At 66.5% G+C, this 17,384-nt stretch carries 18 protein-coding genes and 1 pseudogene; 6 read left to right on the forward strand and 13 right to left on the reverse strand.

Annotated features, from left to right (window positions below; all coding sequences use genetic code 11):
* Positions 1–88 precede the first annotated feature (88 nt).
* From ttcA to HDG32_RS32280, 3 genes are all read right to left on the reverse strand, one after another.
* Positions 89–1,090, reverse strand: coding sequence for a tRNA 2-thiocytidine(32) synthetase TtcA (gene ttcA / locus HDG32_RS32270; protein ID WP_184073547.1), 1,002 nt, complete (start codon positions 1,088–1,090; stop codon positions 89–91).
* Between the two features lie 3 nt (positions 1,091–1,093).
* Positions 1,094–1,489, reverse strand: coding sequence for a dihydroneopterin aldolase (locus HDG32_RS32275; protein ID WP_090802589.1), 396 nt, complete (start codon positions 1,487–1,489; stop codon positions 1,094–1,096).
* A gap of 91 nt (positions 1,490–1,580) precedes the next feature.
* Positions 1,581–2,408, reverse strand: coding sequence for an SDR family oxidoreductase (locus tag HDG32_RS32280; protein ID WP_184073548.1), 828 nt, complete (start codon positions 2,406–2,408; stop codon positions 1,581–1,583).
* Positions 2,409–2,421: 13 nt separating this feature from the next.
* Between HDG32_RS32280 and HDG32_RS32285 the strand changes: the two genes are divergently transcribed.
* Both HDG32_RS32285 and HDG32_RS32290 read left to right on the forward strand, forming a co-directional pair.
* Entirely contained in the window at positions 2,422–3,624 is a 1,203-nt protein-coding gene (locus HDG32_RS32285) for a class I SAM-dependent methyltransferase (RefSeq protein WP_090805533.1), read from the forward strand.
* A 31-nt stretch (positions 3,625–3,655) separates the two neighbouring features.
* Positions 3,656–3,850 (forward strand): DUF2905 domain-containing protein, encoded by a 195-nt coding sequence (locus HDG32_RS32290; RefSeq protein WP_018418711.1) that lies wholly within the window; start codon positions 3,656–3,658, stop codon positions 3,848–3,850.
* A gap of 13 nt (positions 3,851–3,863) precedes the next feature.
* Here the strand turns inward: HDG32_RS32290 and HDG32_RS32295 are convergent, their stop codons facing one another.
* The 4 genes from HDG32_RS32295 to HDG32_RS32310 form a co-directional block, all read right to left on the reverse strand.
* Positions 3,864–5,117 carry a multifunctional CCA addition/repair protein gene (locus HDG32_RS32295; protein ID WP_184073550.1) on the reverse strand — a complete coding sequence of 418 codons (1,254 nt, stop codon included), beginning with the start codon at positions 5,115–5,117 and terminating at the stop codon, positions 3,864–3,866.
* Positions 5,114–5,767: a glutathione S-transferase family protein gene (locus tag HDG32_RS32300; RefSeq protein WP_184073552.1), complete on the reverse strand. Its 654-nt coding sequence runs from the start codon at positions 5,765–5,767 to the stop codon at positions 5,114–5,116. Before HDG32_RS32300 ends, HDG32_RS32295 begins: the two co-directional genes overlap by 4 nt.
* A 27-nt stretch (positions 5,768–5,794) precedes the next feature.
* A complete protein-coding gene (locus HDG32_RS32305; protein ID WP_184073554.1) occupies positions 5,795–6,748 on the reverse strand; it encodes a complex I NDUFA9 subunit family protein in 954 nt (317 codons plus the stop codon).
* An 82-nt stretch (positions 6,749–6,830) separates the two neighbouring features.
* A complete protein-coding gene (locus HDG32_RS32310; RefSeq protein WP_184073556.1) occupies positions 6,831–8,798 on the reverse strand; it encodes a lytic transglycosylase domain-containing protein in 1,968 nt (655 codons plus the stop codon).
* Between the two features lie 77 nt (positions 8,799–8,875).
* Between HDG32_RS32310 and HDG32_RS32315 the strand changes: the two genes are divergently transcribed.
* Complete coding sequence (locus HDG32_RS32315; RefSeq protein ID WP_260336673.1) at positions 8,876–9,418, forward strand: 5-formyltetrahydrofolate cyclo-ligase; 543 nt, start codon at positions 8,876–8,878, stop codon at positions 9,416–9,418.
* Positions 9,419–9,470: 52 nt separating this feature from the next.
* Here HDG32_RS32315 and HDG32_RS32320 read toward each other — a convergent pair whose 3' ends face one another.
* Positions 9,471–9,983 carry a winged helix DNA-binding protein gene (locus HDG32_RS32320; protein WP_184073558.1) on the reverse strand — a complete coding sequence of 171 codons (513 nt, stop codon included), beginning with the start codon at positions 9,981–9,983 and terminating at the stop codon, positions 9,471–9,473.
* 210 nt (positions 9,984–10,193) lie between these two features.
* On the opposite strand from HDG32_RS32320, the gene pxpB reads away from it, so the two are divergent.
* The 3 genes from pxpB to pxpA are packed head-to-tail and all read left to right on the forward strand — an operon-like array spanning position 10,194 to position 12,669.
* On the forward strand, positions 10,194–10,847 hold the full coding sequence (pxpB, locus tag HDG32_RS32325) for a 5-oxoprolinase subunit PxpB (RefSeq protein WP_184073560.1): 654 nt from the start codon (positions 10,194–10,196) through the stop codon (positions 10,845–10,847).
* Positions 10,844–11,896, forward strand: a complete 1,053-nt coding sequence (locus tag HDG32_RS32330) for a biotin-dependent carboxyltransferase family protein (protein WP_184073562.1) — start codon at positions 10,844–10,846, stop codon at positions 11,894–11,896. Before pxpB ends, HDG32_RS32330 begins: the two co-directional genes overlap by 4 nt.
* Before the next feature lie 20 nt (positions 11,897–11,916).
* Entirely contained in the window at positions 11,917–12,669 is a 753-nt protein-coding gene (pxpA, locus tag HDG32_RS32335) for a 5-oxoprolinase subunit PxpA (RefSeq protein WP_184073564.1), read from the forward strand.
* A 184-nt stretch (positions 12,670–12,853) separates the two neighbouring features.
* On the opposite strand, the pseudogene HDG32_RS32340 reads toward pxpA, so the two are convergent.
* The 5 genes and pseudogenes from HDG32_RS32340 to HDG32_RS32360 all read right to left on the reverse strand — a co-directional run.
* Positions 12,854–12,976: pseudogene (locus tag HDG32_RS32340) on the reverse strand (tlde1 domain-containing protein); the annotation flags it as partial.
* A 219-nt stretch (positions 12,977–13,195) separates the two neighbouring features.
* Positions 13,196–14,446 carry a TraB/GumN family protein gene (locus HDG32_RS32345; protein ID WP_184073596.1) on the reverse strand — a complete coding sequence of 417 codons (1,251 nt, stop codon included), beginning with the start codon at positions 14,444–14,446 and terminating at the stop codon, positions 13,196–13,198.
* Entirely contained in the window at positions 14,439–15,458 is a 1,020-nt protein-coding gene (locus tag HDG32_RS32350) for a peptide ABC transporter ATP-binding protein (protein WP_184073566.1), read from the reverse strand. Before HDG32_RS32350 ends, HDG32_RS32345 begins: the two co-directional genes overlap by 8 nt.
* Positions 15,455–16,459 carry an ABC transporter ATP-binding protein gene (locus tag HDG32_RS32355; protein WP_184073568.1) on the reverse strand — a complete coding sequence of 335 codons (1,005 nt, stop codon included), beginning with the start codon at positions 16,457–16,459 and terminating at the stop codon, positions 15,455–15,457. Before HDG32_RS32355 ends, HDG32_RS32350 begins: the two co-directional genes overlap by 4 nt.
* A 2-nt stretch (positions 16,460–16,461) precedes the next feature.
* On the reverse strand, positions 16,462–17,379 hold the full coding sequence (locus tag HDG32_RS32360) for an ABC transporter permease subunit (protein WP_090802566.1): 918 nt from the start codon (positions 17,377–17,379) through the stop codon (positions 16,462–16,464).
* Positions 17,380–17,384 lie beyond the last annotated feature (5 nt).

Genomic DNA, 17,384 nt, shown 5'->3' on the forward strand with positions numbered 1-17,384 from the left:
CAAAAAAGGCCGCAGACGCGGCCTCGGCAGGGTTTGCAAGCCAGCGGAAAAGCGCCGGAATGCCGCCGGAACAGGCACTTTTCGCTCGTTACAGGTCGTCGAACTGGACCAGCGAAATGGTCTTCGCACTGGTGAGCGGCGCGCCTTCGTCGCCGCTCGAGCATGGTTCTTCGTCGAACGCGATGTCACCTTGCGGGTCGGCTTCGCCGCTCGCGCGCAGCCCCGCGAACGCAAACAGCTGGTGATCCATCAGATGCGACGGCACCACGTTCGACAACGCATTGAACATGTTCTCGATGCGGCCCGGGAAACGCTTTTCCCAGTCGCGGACCAGCGCCTTCATTTCCGCGCGCTTAAGGTTTGGTTGGCTACCGCACAGATTGCACGGAATGATCGGGAATTCACGCAGCTCGGCGTACTTCTCCAGATCGGTTTCCTTCACGTAGGCGAGCGGCCGGATCACGATGTTCTTGCCGTCGTCCGATTGCAGCTTGGGCGGCATACCCTTCAACTTGCCGCCATAGAACAGGTTCAGCAGCAGCGTTTGCAGGATGTCGTCGCGATGATGGCCGAGCGCGATCTTGGTCGCGCCGAGCTCGCCGGCGACGCGATACAGGATGCCGCGCCGCAGCCGCGAGCACAGCGAACAGGTGGTCTTGCCCTCCGGCACGAGCCGCTTGACGATGCTGTAGGTGTCCTGATTCTCGATGTGAAACGGGATGTCGAGCTGGCTCAGATACTCGGGCAGCACGTGCTCGGGGAAGCCCGGCTGCTTCTGGTCGAGGTTTACCGCGACGATGTCGAAATTGATCGGCGCGCGCTCGCGCAGCCGCATCAGGATCTCGAGCATCGCGTAACTGTCCTTGCCGCCCGACAGGCACACCATCACCTTGTCGCCGTCCTCGATCATGTTGTAGTCGCCGATCGCCTGGCCGACCTGGCGCGCGAGACGCTTGAAGAGCTTGTTGTTCTCGTACGCTTCCTTCTGCTCGCGGCGCGTGAGCGGCGATTTCGGGGCGCGGGCGGCGCTCGGTGCCGCGGTGGCGTCAGCGGCTTCGTTGTCTGCGGTCAGGATTTCCGGTGCGTTCATCGCTCAGTCCTCCTTGATGCGGAAGACTTCGACGCCGACCGCATCGCAGTCCGGATACACGTCCGGCTTTTCGGTCGACACGCGCGCGCCGCGCACCTGCGGATGTTCGAGCATCGCGCGCACGAGGTCGTCGCACAGCGTTTCCTGCAGATGAATATGGCCTTGCGAGACGCGCCTCGCGATCGTCGAGCGCATGAAGTCGTAGTCGACGACTTCGGTGAGCTTGTCGTGCACCGGCGTGGACATCGCGAGCGGCACGAACAGTTCGACGTTGATCACGACGCGCTGCTCGCCGCGCTTTTCGAAGTCGTGCACGCCGATATTGATGTGCACTTCGTAATTGCGCAGAAAAAGCCGGCGGCAATCGGCGAGCCGGGGGTGCGAAAGAGCGGCAAACATGTTCGTTCCAGTCCAAAAAAGCGTGCGGGGCACGCAAAGGGGCGCTTCGCCACACGCGTTGGCCGCCTCGAAGGCCGGCCACGCGCGCGGGTCAGGCGCCCGTCAAAAACATCACGTCGCGCGGCAGCGGCACGAGATGCTGCCCGCCGTCGACCACCAGCGTCGTTCCGGTGACACTGGCTGCATCCGCGAGATACAGCGCGGCGGCGACGATATCCTCGGGCCGCGACGCACGGCCAAGAGGCGTCATACGGTGAGCGGCCTCGAACCCGTGCTGGGTCTGGTCGCCCGATTGCATGGTCAGGCCGGGCGCGAGCCCGACCACCCGGAGCTTCGGCGCGAGCGCCTGAGCGAGCGCGACCGTCGCGGTCTGCAGCGCCGCCTTCGACAGCGTGTACGACAGATAGTCCGGGTTCATGTTGTACAGCTTCTGATCCAGCACATTGATGACGACGCCGCGCTGGCTTTCGTCGCGCAACGCCGCATCGGGCGTCGCGTCGTAAAGCATGCGCGCGAGCACGAGCGGCGCGCCGACGTTCATCGCGGTCAGCTTCAGCAGCAGCTCGTAGCCGACGTCGCGCGCCGTGTCTTCCTCGAAGCGCGACGCGTTATTGACGATGCACGACGGCCGCCCGAGCGCAGCGGCGCAGTCCGGCAGCAGCCGGGCGACCTGCGCCTCGTCGCCGAGCTCGGCGTGCAGCGCGACCGCGCGGCGGCCCAGCGCGACGATCTGCGCGACCACTTCGTCGGCGTCCTCACGCGAGGCACCGTAGTGCACGGCCACGTCCCAGCCGCGCGCGGCGAAGCCGAGGGCGAGCGCGCGCCCGATGCGGCGCGCGGCGCCCGTAATCAGCACGACGCGGGGCGTTTCGGGCGGCAGTTCAGCCGCGCGGGCAGCGATGTCCGGAGAAACGGTCATTTACAATGCGGGGATGAATCCCAAAGCTCACCAACCCGATAGTTTACCTGCTCCCGGCCCGAGCGCGCTCGCGCAGTCCGACGCGCTCGTCGCCGAGATCCGCGCGCAGCTCGACGCGGCCGGCGGCTGGCTGCCGTTCGACCGCTACATGGAGCGCGCGTTGTACGCGCCGGGTCTCGGCTACTACAGCGGCGGTGCGCGTAAATTCGGCCTGCGCGCCGACGACGGCAGCGACTTCGTCACCGCGCCGGAATTGTCGCCGCTGTTCGCCGCGACGCTCGCGCGCCCGCTCGCCGAAGCGTTGGAGGCGAGTGGCACGCGCGACGTGATGGAGTTCGGCGCCGGCACCGGCAAGCTCGCCGCGGGCTTGCTCAATGCGCTCGACACGCTCGGCGCCGGGTTCGACAGCTATTCGATCATCGATCTATCGGGTGAGCTGCGCGAGCGGCAGCGCGAAACGATCGCGGCGGCCGCGCCCGCGCTGCTCGCGAAAGTGCGCTGGCTCGACGCGTTGCCGCAGCGCTTCGAAGGCGTGGTGATCGGCAACGAGGTGCTCGATGCGATGCCGGTGCGGCTCTTCGCGCAAAACGGCGGTGTCTGGCGCGAGCGCGGCGTGGTATGGCGCGACGGCGCCTTCGCGTTCGACGACCGGCCCGTCGCGGCTGCCGCCGACCTCGCGCTGCTGACCGAAATCGATGCGACCCGCGAACCGGCCGGCGACGACTACGTGACAGAAACGCACGAAGCCGCGCGCGCCTTCACGCGCACCATCTGCACGATGCTAGCGCGCGGCGCGATCTTGCTGATCGACTACGGTTTTCCGCGCCACGAGTACTACCACGACCAGCGCGCGCAGGGCACGCTGATGTGCCACTACCGGCACCGCGCGCACGGCGACCCGTTCCTGTACCCCGGTCTGCAGGACATCACCGCGCACGTCGAATTCACCGGCATCGCCGAGGCGGGCGTCGAGACCGGCGCGGACCTGCTCGGCTTCACATCGCAAGCGCGCTTCCTGCTGAACGCGGGCGTCACCGAGGTGCTCGGCGAAATCGATCCCGCCGACGCCGCGCGCTTTCTTCCCGCCGCCAACGCGGTACAGAAGCTGCTGTCCGAGGCGGAGATGGGCGAGCTCTTCAAGGTGATCGCGTTTTCGCGTGGACTCGACGATACGCTGCGCGCCTTTTCGAGCGGCGATCGTTCGCATACGCTGTGATTGTGAATCCGCTCTGGCTCGAGGACTCGCGATGATTCGCTGGCTTTTGACGACCTTCGTTGCCGTCGCGGTGCTGTCGTCGTGCTGGCCGTGGCTGAGGAAGCTCGGCATCGGCCGGATGCCCGGCGACGTGACCTTGCGGCTGTTCGGCCGCGAGTATCCGTTTCCGTTCATGTCGACGCTGGTGCTGTCGATGCTGTTGTCGCTGTTGGCGCGGGTGTTGTAGGCGCCGTCGCGCGCTACTTTACGCCCGCGCGACTTGAAGCCAGCGCAGCCTCTACCGCACGCACGCGCTCCTCATGCACGGCGTCCTTGATGCCGGCCGGCGCATCGGCGAGCCGCTGCGCCACTGCCCCTGCATCCACGCCTCGCGCGGCCACCAGTGCAAGCCTCAGCCGCTCGGCCTGCGGGTACTCGCTCATCTCGAGGCCGAGCCGCCCGCGTGCATCCGACTCGCAGGCCTGCAGCGCCTCGGCGAAGCGCGCCGGCTTCCTGATCGCGTCGCTGCGCTCGAGCAGGCGCACCAGAGCCGCCGCCCCCATCTCCATCACGCGATGAATATTGCCGTGCTCGCGCGCGACCAGCACCGCCAGATCGCGGCACTCGTTCGGCACGCGCAGCCGCTCGCACAGCGGCTTCAGCAGATCGACGCTGCGGCCCTCGTGGCCGATGTGCCGCGGCAGCAGGTCCTCCGGCGTGGTCGCCTTGCCGAGGTCGTGCGTCAGCGCCGCGAAGCGCACCGGCAGCGCGTAGCCCTGCTGCGCGGCATGGTCCAGCACCATCATCACGTGGACACCGGTATCGACCTCGGGGTGATAGTCGGCGCGCTGCGGCACGCCGAACAGCGCGTCGATCTCCGGCAGAATCCGCGCGAGCGCGCCGCAGTCGCGCAGCACGCCGAACATCCGCGACGGCTTCTTCTCCATCAACCCGCGCGACACCTCCTGCCACACGCGCTCGGCCACCAGCGCATCGGCTTCGCCGTCGGCGACCATCTCGCGCATCAGCGCCAGCGTTTCCGGCGCGACCGTGAAATCGACGAAACGCGCCGCGAAACGCGCGATGCGCAGAATCCGCACCGGATCTTCGAGGAACGCGGCGCTGACATGGCGAAAAAGCCGCGCCTGCAAGTCAGCCTGGCCGTTGAACGGATCGATGACGGGGCCGGTCAGCTCGCCGTCCGGGCGCACCTCGCGCGCCATCGCGTTGATCGTCAGATCGCGGCGCGCGAGGTCTTCTTCGAGCGTCACGTCGGGCGCATAGAAAAACTGGAAGCCGTGATAGCCGGCCGCCGTCTTGCGCTCGGTGCGCGCGAGCGCGTACTCCTCCTGCGTCTGCGGATGCAGGAATACCGGAAAGTCCTTGCCCACCGGCCGATAGCCCTGCGCGACCATCTGCTCGGGTGTCGCTCCCACCACCACGTAGTCGCGGTCCTGCACCGGCACGCCGAGCAGCTCGTCGCGGACCGCGCCACCTACTGCATAGATATTCATGGGCATTGGTCTTGATAGGCGATCGCGTGCGTTTCGCGGCGCGAGGCGTCGATCCATGCATTGACAGCGGGCAGCTCGGTGAGCCGCTCGACATAGGCGGCTGCGGTCTCCGACAACGCCGGCTTCCACGTGTTGAAGCGCATCGCGACCGGCGCGAACATCGCGTCGGCAATGCCGAATTCGCCGAACAGGAACGGACCGCCGTAGGTCTCGAGGCAGTCGCGCCAGATCGTCTCGATCCGCGCGATATCGGCGAGCGCGCCCGGCGTCGCGTTCTTGCCCGGGAACGACGCACGGATGTTCATCCACATCTTCGAGCGCAACTCGCCGAACCCCGAATGCATCTCGGCGCTGACGCTGCGCGCATGCGCGCGCGCCGCCGCGTCTCGCGGCCACAGCGCGTGTTGCGGGAAGCGCTCGGCGAGCGTTTCGGCGATCGCCAGCGAATCCCACACGGCCTGCCCGGCGTCGTCGATCAGGCACGGCACCTTGCCCGGTCCGCGCGGCGCCTGAGCGCGGATCTTCGCATTCGTGTCTGCTTCGTCCAGCAGGATCAGTTCCTCGTCGAACGGAATGCCGAAGTGCGTGAGCAGCAGCCACGGACGCATCGACCACGACGAATAGTTCTTGTCACCAATCAGCAGTTTCATACTTGTTATCAGGTAGAGGGAAAGGCTTCAGCGCCCGGCGTTGGCGCGGAACGTGTCGAGTCGCGAACCCGAGGCAGCACCGGTCAGGTACGTCGGCACGATCGCTTCGATGCTGACCGGTTCGAGTCCGAGCTCGGGCGCGAGCGGCCCGCTCAGAATGTTGGCGACTTTCATCGAATCGAGATTGTCGCGCGAAATCACCGGTTCGCCCGGCGCCAATTCGAAGCTCAACGCCTGCAGGCGCGCGAGCGGCTCGGGCAGACGGATGATGCGCGCATGCTTGCCGATCACGTCGCCGCAGTACGAAACCAGGTCTTCGAGCGTGTAGACGGTCGGACCGCCGAGCTCGTAGGTGCGGCCGCTCGCGCCATCGAGATCGAGCACGTTGACGATCGCCTTCGCGACGTCGCCGACATAGACCGGTTGGAACTGCGCGTCCGGCATCGCGAGCGGAATGGCCGGAAACACGCGCTGCAGGAACGCGAACTTGTTCAGAAACGCGTCCTCGGGTCCGAACACGACGGACGGCCGGAAGATCGTCCACGCGACGTTGGCCGCATGCACGGCCTTCTCGCCGTCGGCCTTCGAGCGCGAATACATGCTCGGGCCGTTCGGATTGGCGCCTAGCGCGCTCAGATGAATCAGCCGATGCACGCCCTTGCCTTCGCAGGCGGCGACGATGCGCGTCGGCAGCTCGACGTGCGCATGCGCGAACTCCCGCCCATAGGGCTTGCCGCGTTTGCCGTTCAGGATACCGACGAGATTGATTACGCAATCCGCGCCCTCGACGAAGCGCGCGAGTTGCACCGGATCGAACACGTCGGTTTCGAGCACGTCGATCGGCAGCATGGTCAGATGTCGCGCGTTGTAGCGTCGCCGTGTGGCGACGCGCACGTCCTTGCCCATCTCGACGAGCGCGTTGACGAGGTAGCTGCCGATGAACCCTGAACCGCCGATGACCGCGATGGCTTGATGTCGCATTTTTCGACTCCCTGATGGAAGCCGCGGCAACGGCTGGCGAAGCGCGCCGCAACCTCGAAGCGAGATTGCGGCGCCAAGGCGCTTACGGTGCGATGTAACCCAGGCGCGCCTTCAGCGATTGCGGACGGCCTTCGAACAATGCCGCGTAGTAGACCGTGTTGGACAACACATTTTTCACGTAGTCGCGAGTTTCCTGAAACGGAATCGCCTCGGCGAAGACCGCGCCTTCGACCGGGCGCTGCAGCGACTGCCGCCAGTTGCGCGGACGGCCCGGACCTGCGTTGTAGCCAGCGGTGGCCAGCACGGCGGACCCGTCGAACTGATTGTAGATCATCGCCAGGTAGTTCGTGCCGAGCAGGATGTTGGTGTCGATGTCGTTCATCTGCTCGCGCGACACGGGTCCCAGACCGATCTTCTTCGCGACCAGTTGCGCGGTGGCGGGCATCAGCTGCATCAGTCCGCCCGCGCCGACGCCAGAGCGCGCGTTGATGATGAAGCGCGACTCCTGGCGAATCAGCCCGTACGCCCACTCGACGTCGAGCCCGCTCGACTCCGCGTCCTGCTCGACGATGTTGCGGAACGGCGATAGATAGCGCAGCGAAAAATCGTGCTCGCTCTTCGTGCGGTCCGCGGTGTTGACGGTGCGGTCGTACAGCTCGATGCGGCGCGCGTACTCGGCGGCGGCGAGCAGTTGCCGGTCGGACATGTTGCGCAACGGCCAGTTCCACTCGCGATTGCCTTCGAGCCGCAGATTCAGCCCATAGAAGCGCTGCGCGAGATCGAAGCCCGGCGTGGTGCCGGCTTGCTGCACTTCTGCGTCGGTCACGGTGGTTTTCGGCGGCACGGTGATCTTCTGGCCGAGCTCTTCGAGCGCGAGCTGGCCGTAGAAGTTGAAGTTCGACGCGATCGACTGGAATTCCTGACTGGCCGTAGCCGTGTCGCCGGCCTGCTTCAGCGCGCGCGCGTGCCAGTACACCCACGACGATTGCTTGCGCAGCGACTCGGGCATCTGCTCGATCGACCAGCGCACCATGTTCCAGTCGCCTGCGAGCAGCGCGCTGCGTGTGCGCCATTCGTACGCGGGATTCGACAGCGGCGCGTTGGCCGACAGCCGGAACCAGTCGACCGCGCCAGGCATCTGCTTGAGCGCGCCCTGATAGCCGATCGTGCCCCAGCCGATCGCGCGTTCCGGCGAATTCAGCGACGGCGCGACCGACGCGAACGTGGCCGCGGCCATGGCCGGATCGTTGCGCGCCATGCGCGTGATGGCGAGCAGCGCCAGCTGGTGCGATTGCGCATCCGGTCCGACGCCGCGCGCGAGCAATAGCGGCGGCGTATTGGTCGCCTGGCTGAACAGCACCGGGTCGGGCGGCTGGTCGCCGAGCGCGTCGACGAGCTTGCTGCCGGTGCTCGTGTAGTTCTGCTCGTACGCGAGACGAATTTGCGCCCAGATGTCGTCGGCGCTGAACTGGTGGTTCACGCCGAGCACCGTGATCAGATCGACGCAGCCGTCGCCGTACCACTTCGGCTCGACGAGCAGCGCGCGCGCCGCGTCCGCGACGTTCTCGCCGCGCGACGCGCGCGATTCGAGCGCGTAGCACTTGACCTGAGTGTCGTCGTCGAGCACGAACTTCGCATACTGCTGGTCGAAGTTGCGCCAGTCGTGACGCGTGCCGAGCACCGTCAGGTAGTCGTTGCGCATGCGATCGGCGATCGCCTGGCCGTCGTACTTCTGCAGGAACGCGAGCACGGGCGCGTCCGGCGCGTCGATGCGCGCATGGCCGGTCGAATCGAACAGCTGCGGCTTGATCTGGAAGTACTCCAGATACGAGGGCGCCGGATAATTCGGGATCATGCTCGCGAGCTGGGCTGCGCGCGCCGCGTCGTTAGTACGCGAGGCTTCGCGAAGCTGGACGAAAATCTGGTCGTCGTTCGTGAGTTGCGAGATCGGAAGGGGCTTGACGGCCGAGGCAGTGCTGCAGGCCACGAGTGCCGCTGCGGCAAGCGCGATACTGGCCGCGCGATATACTCGAAAAAGGCGTTTTGACATCGTTGTTTCTGGAGCGCGAATTGGACCCAAGCATAGCATGCAACCCTGTCCCGGCAACGAAAAAGGCGCTGCGCCGGATGTTGCTGGAAAGCCGTATACAAGCGGCTTGCGAGCCGGCGAAGAATGCCGCGCTCGGGCGTCGGATGCTCGACGCGCTGAAGCACTACGCGGTACGCAGCGCGGGATTCTACTGGCCGCTTGCCGGCGAGTTCGACGCGCGCGGGGCGATTTCGATCTGGCTTGCCGCGGACTCGCACCACGAAGCCAGTCTGCCAATCATTAAAGAACGTGGCATGGCGCTCGAATTCCATGCCTGGACGCCCGCGACGCCGATGAAAATCGGCCATCACAAGATTGCCGAGCCCACCTCGGGGCGCGTGGTTCTGCCCGCGCTGCTGTTCGTGCCCTGCGTGGGTTTCGACCCGGACGGCTACCGCCTCGGCTACGGCGGCGGCTATTACGACCGCACGCTGGCCGGCTGGCCGGCGGCGCACAAGCCGATCACGGTCGGCATCGCCTACGAAGCGTGCCGCATCGACACGCTGGAACGCGAGGCGCATGACATTCCGCTCGATCTGATCGTCACAGAGGCGGGGTTTCATCCGGCGCTGCCGGGCTGAACGCGCGATGCGCGGCGTGTGACGCCGCCGGCGCTTGCGCGGTGTTTCGTCGTTACAGCGAAGCCGCCGCGCGCGCCGCCGTGTCGTACAGGCCCGACGCATTGCGCATCAACTGCGCGGCCTCGCCGATCTGCTGGTTGGTCAGGCCGCTTTCCTTGAGCGTCGAGATCAGGCAGTTTTCGCGCACCTCGCGATACTTCAGGCATAGTTCGCGGCCCGCGTCGGTTGCGGAAAAGAACACTTCCTTGCCGGTCTTTTCGCTTTTTACGTACCCTCTAGCTACGAGCTTTTTCAACGCGTACGTCGCGACGTGCGTGTCCTCGATGTTCAGCACGAAGCAGATGTCCGCGAGCTTCTTGCGGCGTTCGCGATGGCTCACGTGGTGCAGCAGCGATACCTCGATCGCGGTCATGTCCTTGTCGCCCGCCGCCGACATGCAGCGCACCATCCAGCGGTTGAACGCATTGCCCGCCATGATCAGCGCGTATTCGAGTTCCGAGAGTTCCGCGCTGTTCTCGGAGACGAGATGTTCCGACGAAACGATCTTGGTGGGATGACGCGTCATACGAGGTTCCCGTGACGAAAATGGGCTGGAAAAGTGTCGCAAGTGTACGACGATGCTCGCCGTCGACGAGCCTGGCAAAAACGCTTATTGGTAAATCGTCGATATTTTATTGATAATGTACGCTCCAAACGTCGCCGACTCCGTGCCGGGCATGCGCCAACGCACCGCGCTGTCCGCCTCATCCTCCGACTCGATCCGGGCCGCCCAGTCATGAGCCAACCACGAATTTTTCCCCTCGGCGATGCCGCGCTCGTCTGCGAAGCGCCGCCGCCCGCCACGCTGGAGTGCCAGCAGCGCGTGTGGGCTGCGGCCGAAGCCGCGCGCGACTGGCCGCAGGTGCTCGAAGTCGTGCCCGGCATGAACAATCTGACGCTCGTGTTCGACCCGCTCTCGACCGACGCCGACGCGCTCGGCGAGCAGTTGCTGACGGCCTGGAACGCAGCGGCCAAAGCCGTCGCGCCCGGGCGCGACGTCGAGATTGCAGTGCAGTACGGCGGCGCATTCGGCCCCGATCTGCGGGCGGTCGCCGAACATACGGGCTTGAGCGCGCGCGAGGTCGTCGAACGTCATGCGGGCGGCGTCTACGTGGTGTTCTTTCTCGGCTTCCAGCCCGGCTTCGCCTATATGGGTGGGCTCGACGCCGCGCTGCACACGCCGCGCCGCGCGTCGCCGCGGCTCGAGGTGCCGGCGGGCTCGGTCGGCATCGGCGGCGAGCAGACTGGCATCTATCCGGCGGTGTCGCCGGGCGGCTGGCAGCTGATCGGCCGCACCGAGGTGCCGCTGTTCGATCCGGCGCGCCGTCCGCCCACGCTGCTGCAGCCCGGCGACCGGGTGCGCTTCACGATCGCGGGGATGCACGCATGATCGACGTGATCCGCGCGGGTCTCCAGACCACGATCCAGGACCTCGGCCGCCACGGCTATCGGCATCTCGGCGTCGCGATGGGGGGGGCGCTCGACCGGCTGTCGCTCGAAGTCGGCAACCGGCTGGTCGGCAACCGCCCCGACGCGGCCGGCCTCGAAATCACCTTCGGCCCGACCGCGCTGCGCTTTTTGCGCGCGACGCGCGTCGCGATCACCGGCACCGAGTTCGGCGCGACGCTCGACGGCAAACCCGTCTATTCGTTTTGGAGTCTGCCCGTGCAGGCCGGCCAGGAGCTCGTGCTGCACGCGGCGAAGCGCGGCATGCGCGGCTATGTCTGCGTGGCGGGCGGCATCGACGTGCTGCCGATGCTCGGCTCGCGCAGCACCGACCTTGCCGGCCATTTCGGCGGACTCGGCGGCCGCGCGCTCAACGACGGCGACCGTCTGCCGGTCGGCGCGCCGCAGCAGCGCGGCCACCTCGGCTTCACGCCCGAGGCGTCCGAGTTCGGCGTGAAGGCGCCCGCCTGGTGCAAGTTCGTGCTGGTCAACGAGCCGCTGCGGCGCGGTCGTCATCCGTCGGGCGTGCCGTGGGCCATACCGATCCGCGTGCTGCGCGGCCCCGAATACGACAGCTTCACCGCGGATGCACAGCAGTCGTTCTGGTCCGACGAGTGGCTCGTGACGCCGAACAGCAACCGCATGGGCTATCGCCTTGCCGGCACCGAGCTGAAGCGCACGCACAAGACTGACCTGCTGTCGCACGCGGTGCTGCCCGGCACGATCCAGGTGCCCCCGAACGGTCAGCCGATCGTGCTGATGAGCGACGCGCAGACCACCGGCGGCTATCCGAAGATCGGCGCGGTGATTCAGGCCGATCTGTGGAAGCTCGCCCAGGTGCGCCTGAACGGTGCTGTCCGTTTCATCCCGACGACGCCCTACGAAGCGCGCCAGGCTTTGCTGGAAGAACGCACGTATCTGCGGCAGATCGATGCCGCGATCGCGATGCATGAAGAGCGTTGCGCGCGCCGGGTGGCGCTCGCGGCGCTGTGACACTAAGTAAAGGAATCCCCATGGAAATCGATCTGAACGCCGATCTCGGCGAAGGCTGCGGCTCCGACGAGGCGCTGCTCGACCTCGTGAGCTCGGCCAACATCGCATGCGGCTGGCATGCGGGCAGCCCCAACGCGATGCGCGACTGCGTGCGCTGGGCCGTGCAGAAAGGCGTGTCGATCGGCGCGCATCCGAGCTTCAACGATCCCGAGAATTTCGGCCGCAAGGAAATGGATCTGCCGGTGGGCGAGATCTACGCGGGCGTGCTGTATCAGCTCGGCGCGCTGTCGGCGATCGCGCAGGCCGAGGGCGGGCGCATCGCGCACGTGAAGCCGCACGGCGCACTGTACAACCAGGCCGCACGCGAGGCGAAGATCGCTGACGCGATCGTCTCCGCGGTGCACGATTTCGATCCGTCCGTGGCGGTGTTCGCGCTCGCCAACAGCGGGCTCGTGAGCGCCGCGCGCAACGCGGGCCTGACCGCGATCGAGGAGGTGTTCGCCGACCGCGGCTATCGCGCCGACGGCTCGCTCGTGCCGCGCAAGGAGCCGGGCGCGCTGCTCGACGACGAGGACGAAGTGCTCGCGCGCACGCTCGTGATGATCCGCGAGCAGCGCGTGAAATCCGTCGATGGACAGTGGGTGCCGTTGAACGCGCAGACCATCTGCCTGCACGGCGACGGCCCGCATGCGCTGGCGTTCGCGCGACGCATTCGCGGCGCGCTCGCCGACGCAGGCATCGAAGTGCATGCGGCGGGCGCCGCGCGCGTCTGAGCGTTCGCATCACCGTCGATCACACCGCACGCCGATCCGATCCGGCGGTTCCTTTCATATCGACGAGGTGCTGGCCATCTGACGCAGTACCTCGTCGTCCGAAAGCGGCTGCTGTCCAATCAACGGTGGCGCGGCCGACGCAAATGACTAACGATCGCTAATAGAGCGACGGCCAATATCAACGATCTCCGGATCGTCCTACCGGGTGCAATCGAAAGCTACCACGTCGCACACCGTCTACGAACGTCCAATCATCAATGTGTTGGTCGATGTGGTAAAGAGCAAACCATTCCGTGCGGTGCGTGTCCGCCAATAGGATCTCCTTCCTGTTAGTCGCCTGCGAAAAAAAGTTCTGACGAAGCTAACAGGCACAGGATGCAACACGACTCGGACTCCGCCGAGAAATGCGCCAGAGATTCATGGCGCTGATCGCGATGGCCTGGCTCAGCACGGCGATCGCGCTATACGGTGGTCTGCAGTTGCCTTCTGATCGATCCCGCCGCTACGGCCGCAGTCTCGAACCGACTCAACCCGCCTCAACCACGAAGCCGTGCTGCCGCAACAGCTGCAGCACGCCCTTCGGCCCACCCAGATGCAGCGCGCCGATCGCGACGAACAGCGGCTTGTTCGGCGCGGCGAGCTGCAACATTCTCGCGACGAAGCGGCGATTGCGCTCGTAGACGATCCGGTTGTCGATCGAATTGGAGACGCGCGGGTCGCGCGCGAGCTTCTCCGATTTGGCAGCCTGCCACGCGGCGATCGCATCGGCATCGCCGACCCGCCACAGCCGGTGCAGCGTGCGCACGTCCTCGACGTTCTGCGCGGGCGTCTGCACCAGATCCTGCGCGAGCATCTCCCGCTGCTGCGCGGCCGACAGTCCGGTGAACGCGCGCATCTGTTGCGCGAGCGTTTCGAGTCCGACGATCTTGCCGCGCGTCTTCAGATAGACGTTCTGCAATTGCGCTTCGGTGCCGTATTCCGTTTGCAGCCCCGCGGACAGCGAGTCGTAGGTCTCGACCACCAGCGACGCGAGCCACGGCCGCATCTTTTTGATCGCATCGAGCGCGGCCGGGTTGCCGCGCAGCCGCAACGCGAGCTTGTGCCACAGCGGCTCGGGCAGCAGACCCGGCAGGCAGTCGTGCTTGCACACGCCGTACTTCGACACGTCGTCCTGCGACACCAGCAGCTCGTCGGGCGACAGTTCGAGCGCGAGCGTCGGCGACGCGGCGAGCGCCGCGAGGATCGGCGCGCGGAACGGCTGCCCCGCCGGATAGTCGGCGGGATCGCCGACGTGCAGCGTGCCGAGCACGTAGATCGTCGTACTGCCGCGCGTCGCGACATAGAACGGCATGCGCGCCGGTTGCTGGCGCACCGGTCCGCTCGCCGTGGTGCCGGGGATCGGGGGCGGCGCAATCGACGGCGGTGGCGGGCTTGGCACCGTGACGGCAGGACGGGCCGCCTGGGCTGGCGCCCTGGCCGCCGCGCCGGCCGCGTGAGCGATGCAGGGTACGGCCGCGCCGACCGACAGCGCGCAGCCTACGCGAAATAAAGCGGACAGCGACGCGGGAAGAAATACGGAGAAAAAGGCGCGCGCGAGCGCATGAACAAACGCGCAGAGAAACGTGCGAAAAAACTTGCCGGCGAACCTTCCAGCAAATGCGCCGCAGGGCGCGGCGCCTCCCAGCGCACGCGCCCCGCGGCGCCGCGCGAAGACGGCTATCCAGCCGCCCTCACACAAGCGGCGCGCAAGACGACGCGCCGCCACCACATCAGGCATCCACGTCCCCCACCTCTTCAGCGCGGTGACAGGAGACCAGGCGGCCATCCACTTCTCGCAGCTTCGGCTCCTCGCTGCGGCAGCGGTCGATCACGTACGGGCAGCGCTGATGGAACGTGCAGCCCGACGGCGGATTCAGCGGCGACGGCATTTCGCCTTGCAGCTTGATCTTGATCGTGCGGTCGGCCTCGAAGATCGACGGGGTCGCCGACATCAGCGCGCGCGTGTACGGATGACGCGGCTTCGAGAAGATGCGCTGCTTGTCGCCGAGTTCAGCGACGCCGCCGAAGTACATGACCATCACGTCGTCGGCGATATGCTCGACCACCGACAGGTTGTGCGAGATGAACACGTAGCTCGTCTTGAACTCGTCCTGCAGGTCCATGAACAGGTTCAGGATCTGCGCCTGGATCGAGACGTCGAGCGCCGAGACCGGTTCGTCGGCGACCACGATCTGCGGATCGAGGATCATCGCGCGCGCGATCGCGACACGCTGACGCTGGCCGCCGGAGAACATGTGCGGATAGCGCTTCGCGTGCTCGGGCCGCAGGCCGACCGTGCGCATCATCTGCGCGATGCGCTCGGCGCGCTCGGTCGCGCTCATCTGCGTGTTGATCGCGAGCGGTTCGCCGAGCGTCTGCTCGACGGTCTTGCGCGGATTGAGCGACGCAAACGGGTTCTGGAACACCATCTGCACGCGGCGCCTGAGCGCCGCGATCTTCTCGTGATTCGCGCCGGCCACGTCCTCGCCGTCGATCAGCAGGCGGCCCGCGCTCGGCGTTTCGATCATCGTCAGCTGACGCGCGAGCGTCGACTTGCCGCAGCCGGACTCGCCGACTACCGCCAGCGTCTTGCCGCGGTCGAGCGCGAACGACACGCCGTTCAGCGCCTTCACCGTGCCGTGCGCGAACATGCCGCGCTTGACCGTGTAGTAGCGCGCGAGCTGGTCGGCAACGAGCACGTGATCGCCAGTACGATCCGACTGGCGACGGGTATCGGGTACTGCGCTCATCGGGCGCCTCCTTGCGTGTGAACGTTGGCGTCCTTCTCGAGGTTCAGCGGCTTGATGCAACGCACGCGCGCGAGCTCGGCGTGCGCGGGCAGCGGCGCGAGCGCGGGGCGCGCCTTCATGCAGTCGTCGACCACGTACTTGCAGCGCGGCGCGAACAGGCAACCCTTGGGCCGGTCGTCGCGGCCCGGCACCATGCCCGGCAGCGCCGCGAGCCGCACCGCGCCGACGTTGTGCTCGGGAATCGCGGCCAACAGCGCTTCCGTGTACGGATGATGAGGCGCGGCGAAGATGTCCGGCACCTTGTTCGTCTCGATCACCTCGCCCGCATACATCACGGCGACGCGCTGCGCGACCTCGGACACCACGGCCAGATCGTGCGAAATCAGCACGAGCGCCATGCCGCGTTCCTTCTGCAGGCGCATCAGCAATTCCATGATCTGCGCCTGGATCGTCACGTCGAGCGCGGTGGTCGGCTCGTCGGCGATCAGCAGCTTCGGGTTGCAGGCGATCGCCATCGCGATCATCACGCGCTGGTTCATGCCGCCCGACATCTGATGCGGAAACGAGCCGATACGGTTCTTCGCGTCCGGAATGCCGACCTGATCGAGCAGTTCGAGCGCGCGTTTGTCTAGCGCGCTGCCGCGCAGGCCCTCGTGCAGCTTCAGCACTTCCTTGATCTGGTAGCCGACCGTGTAGCTCGGGTTCAGGCTCGTCAGCGCGTCCTGGAACACCATCGCGATGTCCTTGCCGATGATCTTGCGGCGTTCCCTCGCGGAAGCCTTCAGCAGGTTCTTGCCGTCGAACGTGATTTCGTCGGCGGAGACCTTGCCGGGCGCGTCGATCAGGCCCATCAGCGCCATCATCGTCACGCTCTTGCCCGAGCCCGATTCGCCCACCACGCCGACCACTTCGCCCGGCGCGACGTCGAGATTGATGCGGTCGACCGCGGGCAGGCCACCGAAGTTGACCGCGAGATTGCGGATGGTCAGTAGATTGCTCATGGTCAGGCCATCCGTTTCAGTTTGGGGTCGAGCGCGTCACGCAGCCCGTCGCCGAGCAGGTTGATCGCAAGCACCGAGATCAGGATGGACAGGCCGGGCATCGTGACGATCCACCATGCGCTGTCGATGTAATCGCGCGCCGACGCGAGCATTGCGCCCCACTCCGCCGACGGCGGCTGCACGCCGAGGCCGAGGAAGCCGAGCGCGGCGGCATCGAGAATCGCCGACGAAAAGCCAAGGGTTGCCTGCACGATCAGCGGCGCGGTGCAGTTCGGCAGCACCTGCGAGAACATCAGCCGCAACGTGCTCGCACCCGCGACGCGTGAAGCGGTCACATACTCCTTCTGCAACTCGCCCTGGGCGGACGCGCGCGTCAGACGCACATAGCCCGGCAGCGCGACGATCGCGATCGCGAGCATCGTGTTGACGAGACCCGGACCGATGATCGCGACCACTGCGACCGCAAGCAGCAGCGACGGCAGCGCGAGCAGCACGTCCATGATGCGCATGATCGGCGTGTCGGCCCATTTCTCGAAGAACGCGGCGACGAGGCCGAGCACGACGCCCGGAATCAGCGCGAGCACCACCGAGACGAAGCCGATCCAGAACGACAGCCGCGCGCCGTACATCAGACGCGAAAGGATGTCGCGGCCCGCTTCGTCGGTGCCGAGAATGAACTTCCAGTTGCCGCCGTCGAGCCACGCCGGCGGGATCTTCACGGAGTCGCGGTATTGCTCGATCGGGCTGTGCGGCGCGATCAGCGGCGCGAAGATCGCGATGAAGACCAGCACCAGCACGATGATGCCCGCGCCGACCGCACCGCGGTTGCGCGAGAAGTTCGCCCAGAATTCGCGTGCCGCGATGCCGCGGCCGCTCGGCGGGGTAACCGCTTGGGGGACGGTGTTTTGAATGTCAGCCATCGTGA

The organism is Paraburkholderia sp. CI2 (assembly GCF_014201055.1).
Taxonomy (GTDB): Bacteria; Pseudomonadota; Gammaproteobacteria; order Burkholderiales; family Burkholderiaceae; genus Paraburkholderia; species Paraburkholderia tuberum.

Coding starts and splice junctions, on each gene's coding strand:
- ttcA (WP_184073547.1), bottom strand. CDS start 1,090: ATGAACGCACCGGAAATCCTGACCGCAGACAACGAAGCCGCTGACGCC.
- HDG32_RS32275 (WP_090802589.1), bottom strand. CDS start 1,489: ATGTTTGCCGCTCTTTCGCACCCCCGGCTCGCCGATTGCCGCCGGCTT.
- HDG32_RS32280 (WP_184073548.1), bottom strand. CDS start 2,408: ATGACCGTTTCTCCGGACATCGCTGCCCGCGCGGCTGAACTGCCGCCC.
- HDG32_RS32285 (WP_090805533.1), top strand. CDS start 2,422: ATGAATCCCAAAGCTCACCAACCCGATAGTTTACCTGCTCCCGGCCCG.
- HDG32_RS32290 (WP_018418711.1), top strand. CDS start 3,656: ATGATTCGCTGGCTTTTGACGACCTTCGTTGCCGTCGCGGTGCTGTCG.
- HDG32_RS32295 (WP_184073550.1), bottom strand. CDS start 5,117: ATGAATATCTATGCAGTAGGTGGCGCGGTCCGCGACGAGCTGCTCGGC.
- HDG32_RS32300 (WP_184073552.1), bottom strand. CDS start 5,767: ATGAAACTGCTGATTGGTGACAAGAACTATTCGTCGTGGTCGATGCGT.
- HDG32_RS32305 (WP_184073554.1), bottom strand. CDS start 6,748: ATGCGACATCAAGCCATCGCGGTCATCGGCGGTTCAGGGTTCATCGGC.
- HDG32_RS32310 (WP_184073556.1), bottom strand. CDS start 8,798: ATGTCAAAACGCCTTTTTCGAGTATATCGCGCGGCCAGTATCGCGCTT.
- HDG32_RS32315 (WP_260336673.1), top strand. CDS start 8,876: ATGTTGCTGGAAAGCCGTATACAAGCGGCTTGCGAGCCGGCGAAGAAT.
- HDG32_RS32320 (WP_184073558.1), bottom strand. CDS start 9,983: ATGACGCGTCATCCCACCAAGATCGTTTCGTCGGAACATCTCGTCTCC.
- pxpB (WP_184073560.1), top strand. CDS start 10,194: ATGAGCCAACCACGAATTTTTCCCCTCGGCGATGCCGCGCTCGTCTGC.
- HDG32_RS32330 (WP_184073562.1), top strand. CDS start 10,844: ATGATCGACGTGATCCGCGCGGGTCTCCAGACCACGATCCAGGACCTC.
- pxpA (WP_184073564.1), top strand. CDS start 11,917: ATGGAAATCGATCTGAACGCCGATCTCGGCGAAGGCTGCGGCTCCGAC.
- HDG32_RS32345 (WP_184073596.1), bottom strand. CDS start 14,446: ATGCCTGATGTGGTGGCGGCGCGTCGTCTTGCGCGCCGCTTGTGTGAG.
- HDG32_RS32350 (WP_184073566.1), bottom strand. CDS start 15,458: ATGAGCGCAGTACCCGATACCCGTCGCCAGTCGGATCGTACTGGCGAT.
- HDG32_RS32355 (WP_184073568.1), bottom strand. CDS start 16,459: ATGAGCAATCTACTGACCATCCGCAATCTCGCGGTCAACTTCGGTGGC.
- HDG32_RS32360 (WP_090802566.1), bottom strand. CDS start 17,379: ATGGCTGACATTCAAAACACCGTCCCCCAAGCGGTTACCCCGCCGAGC.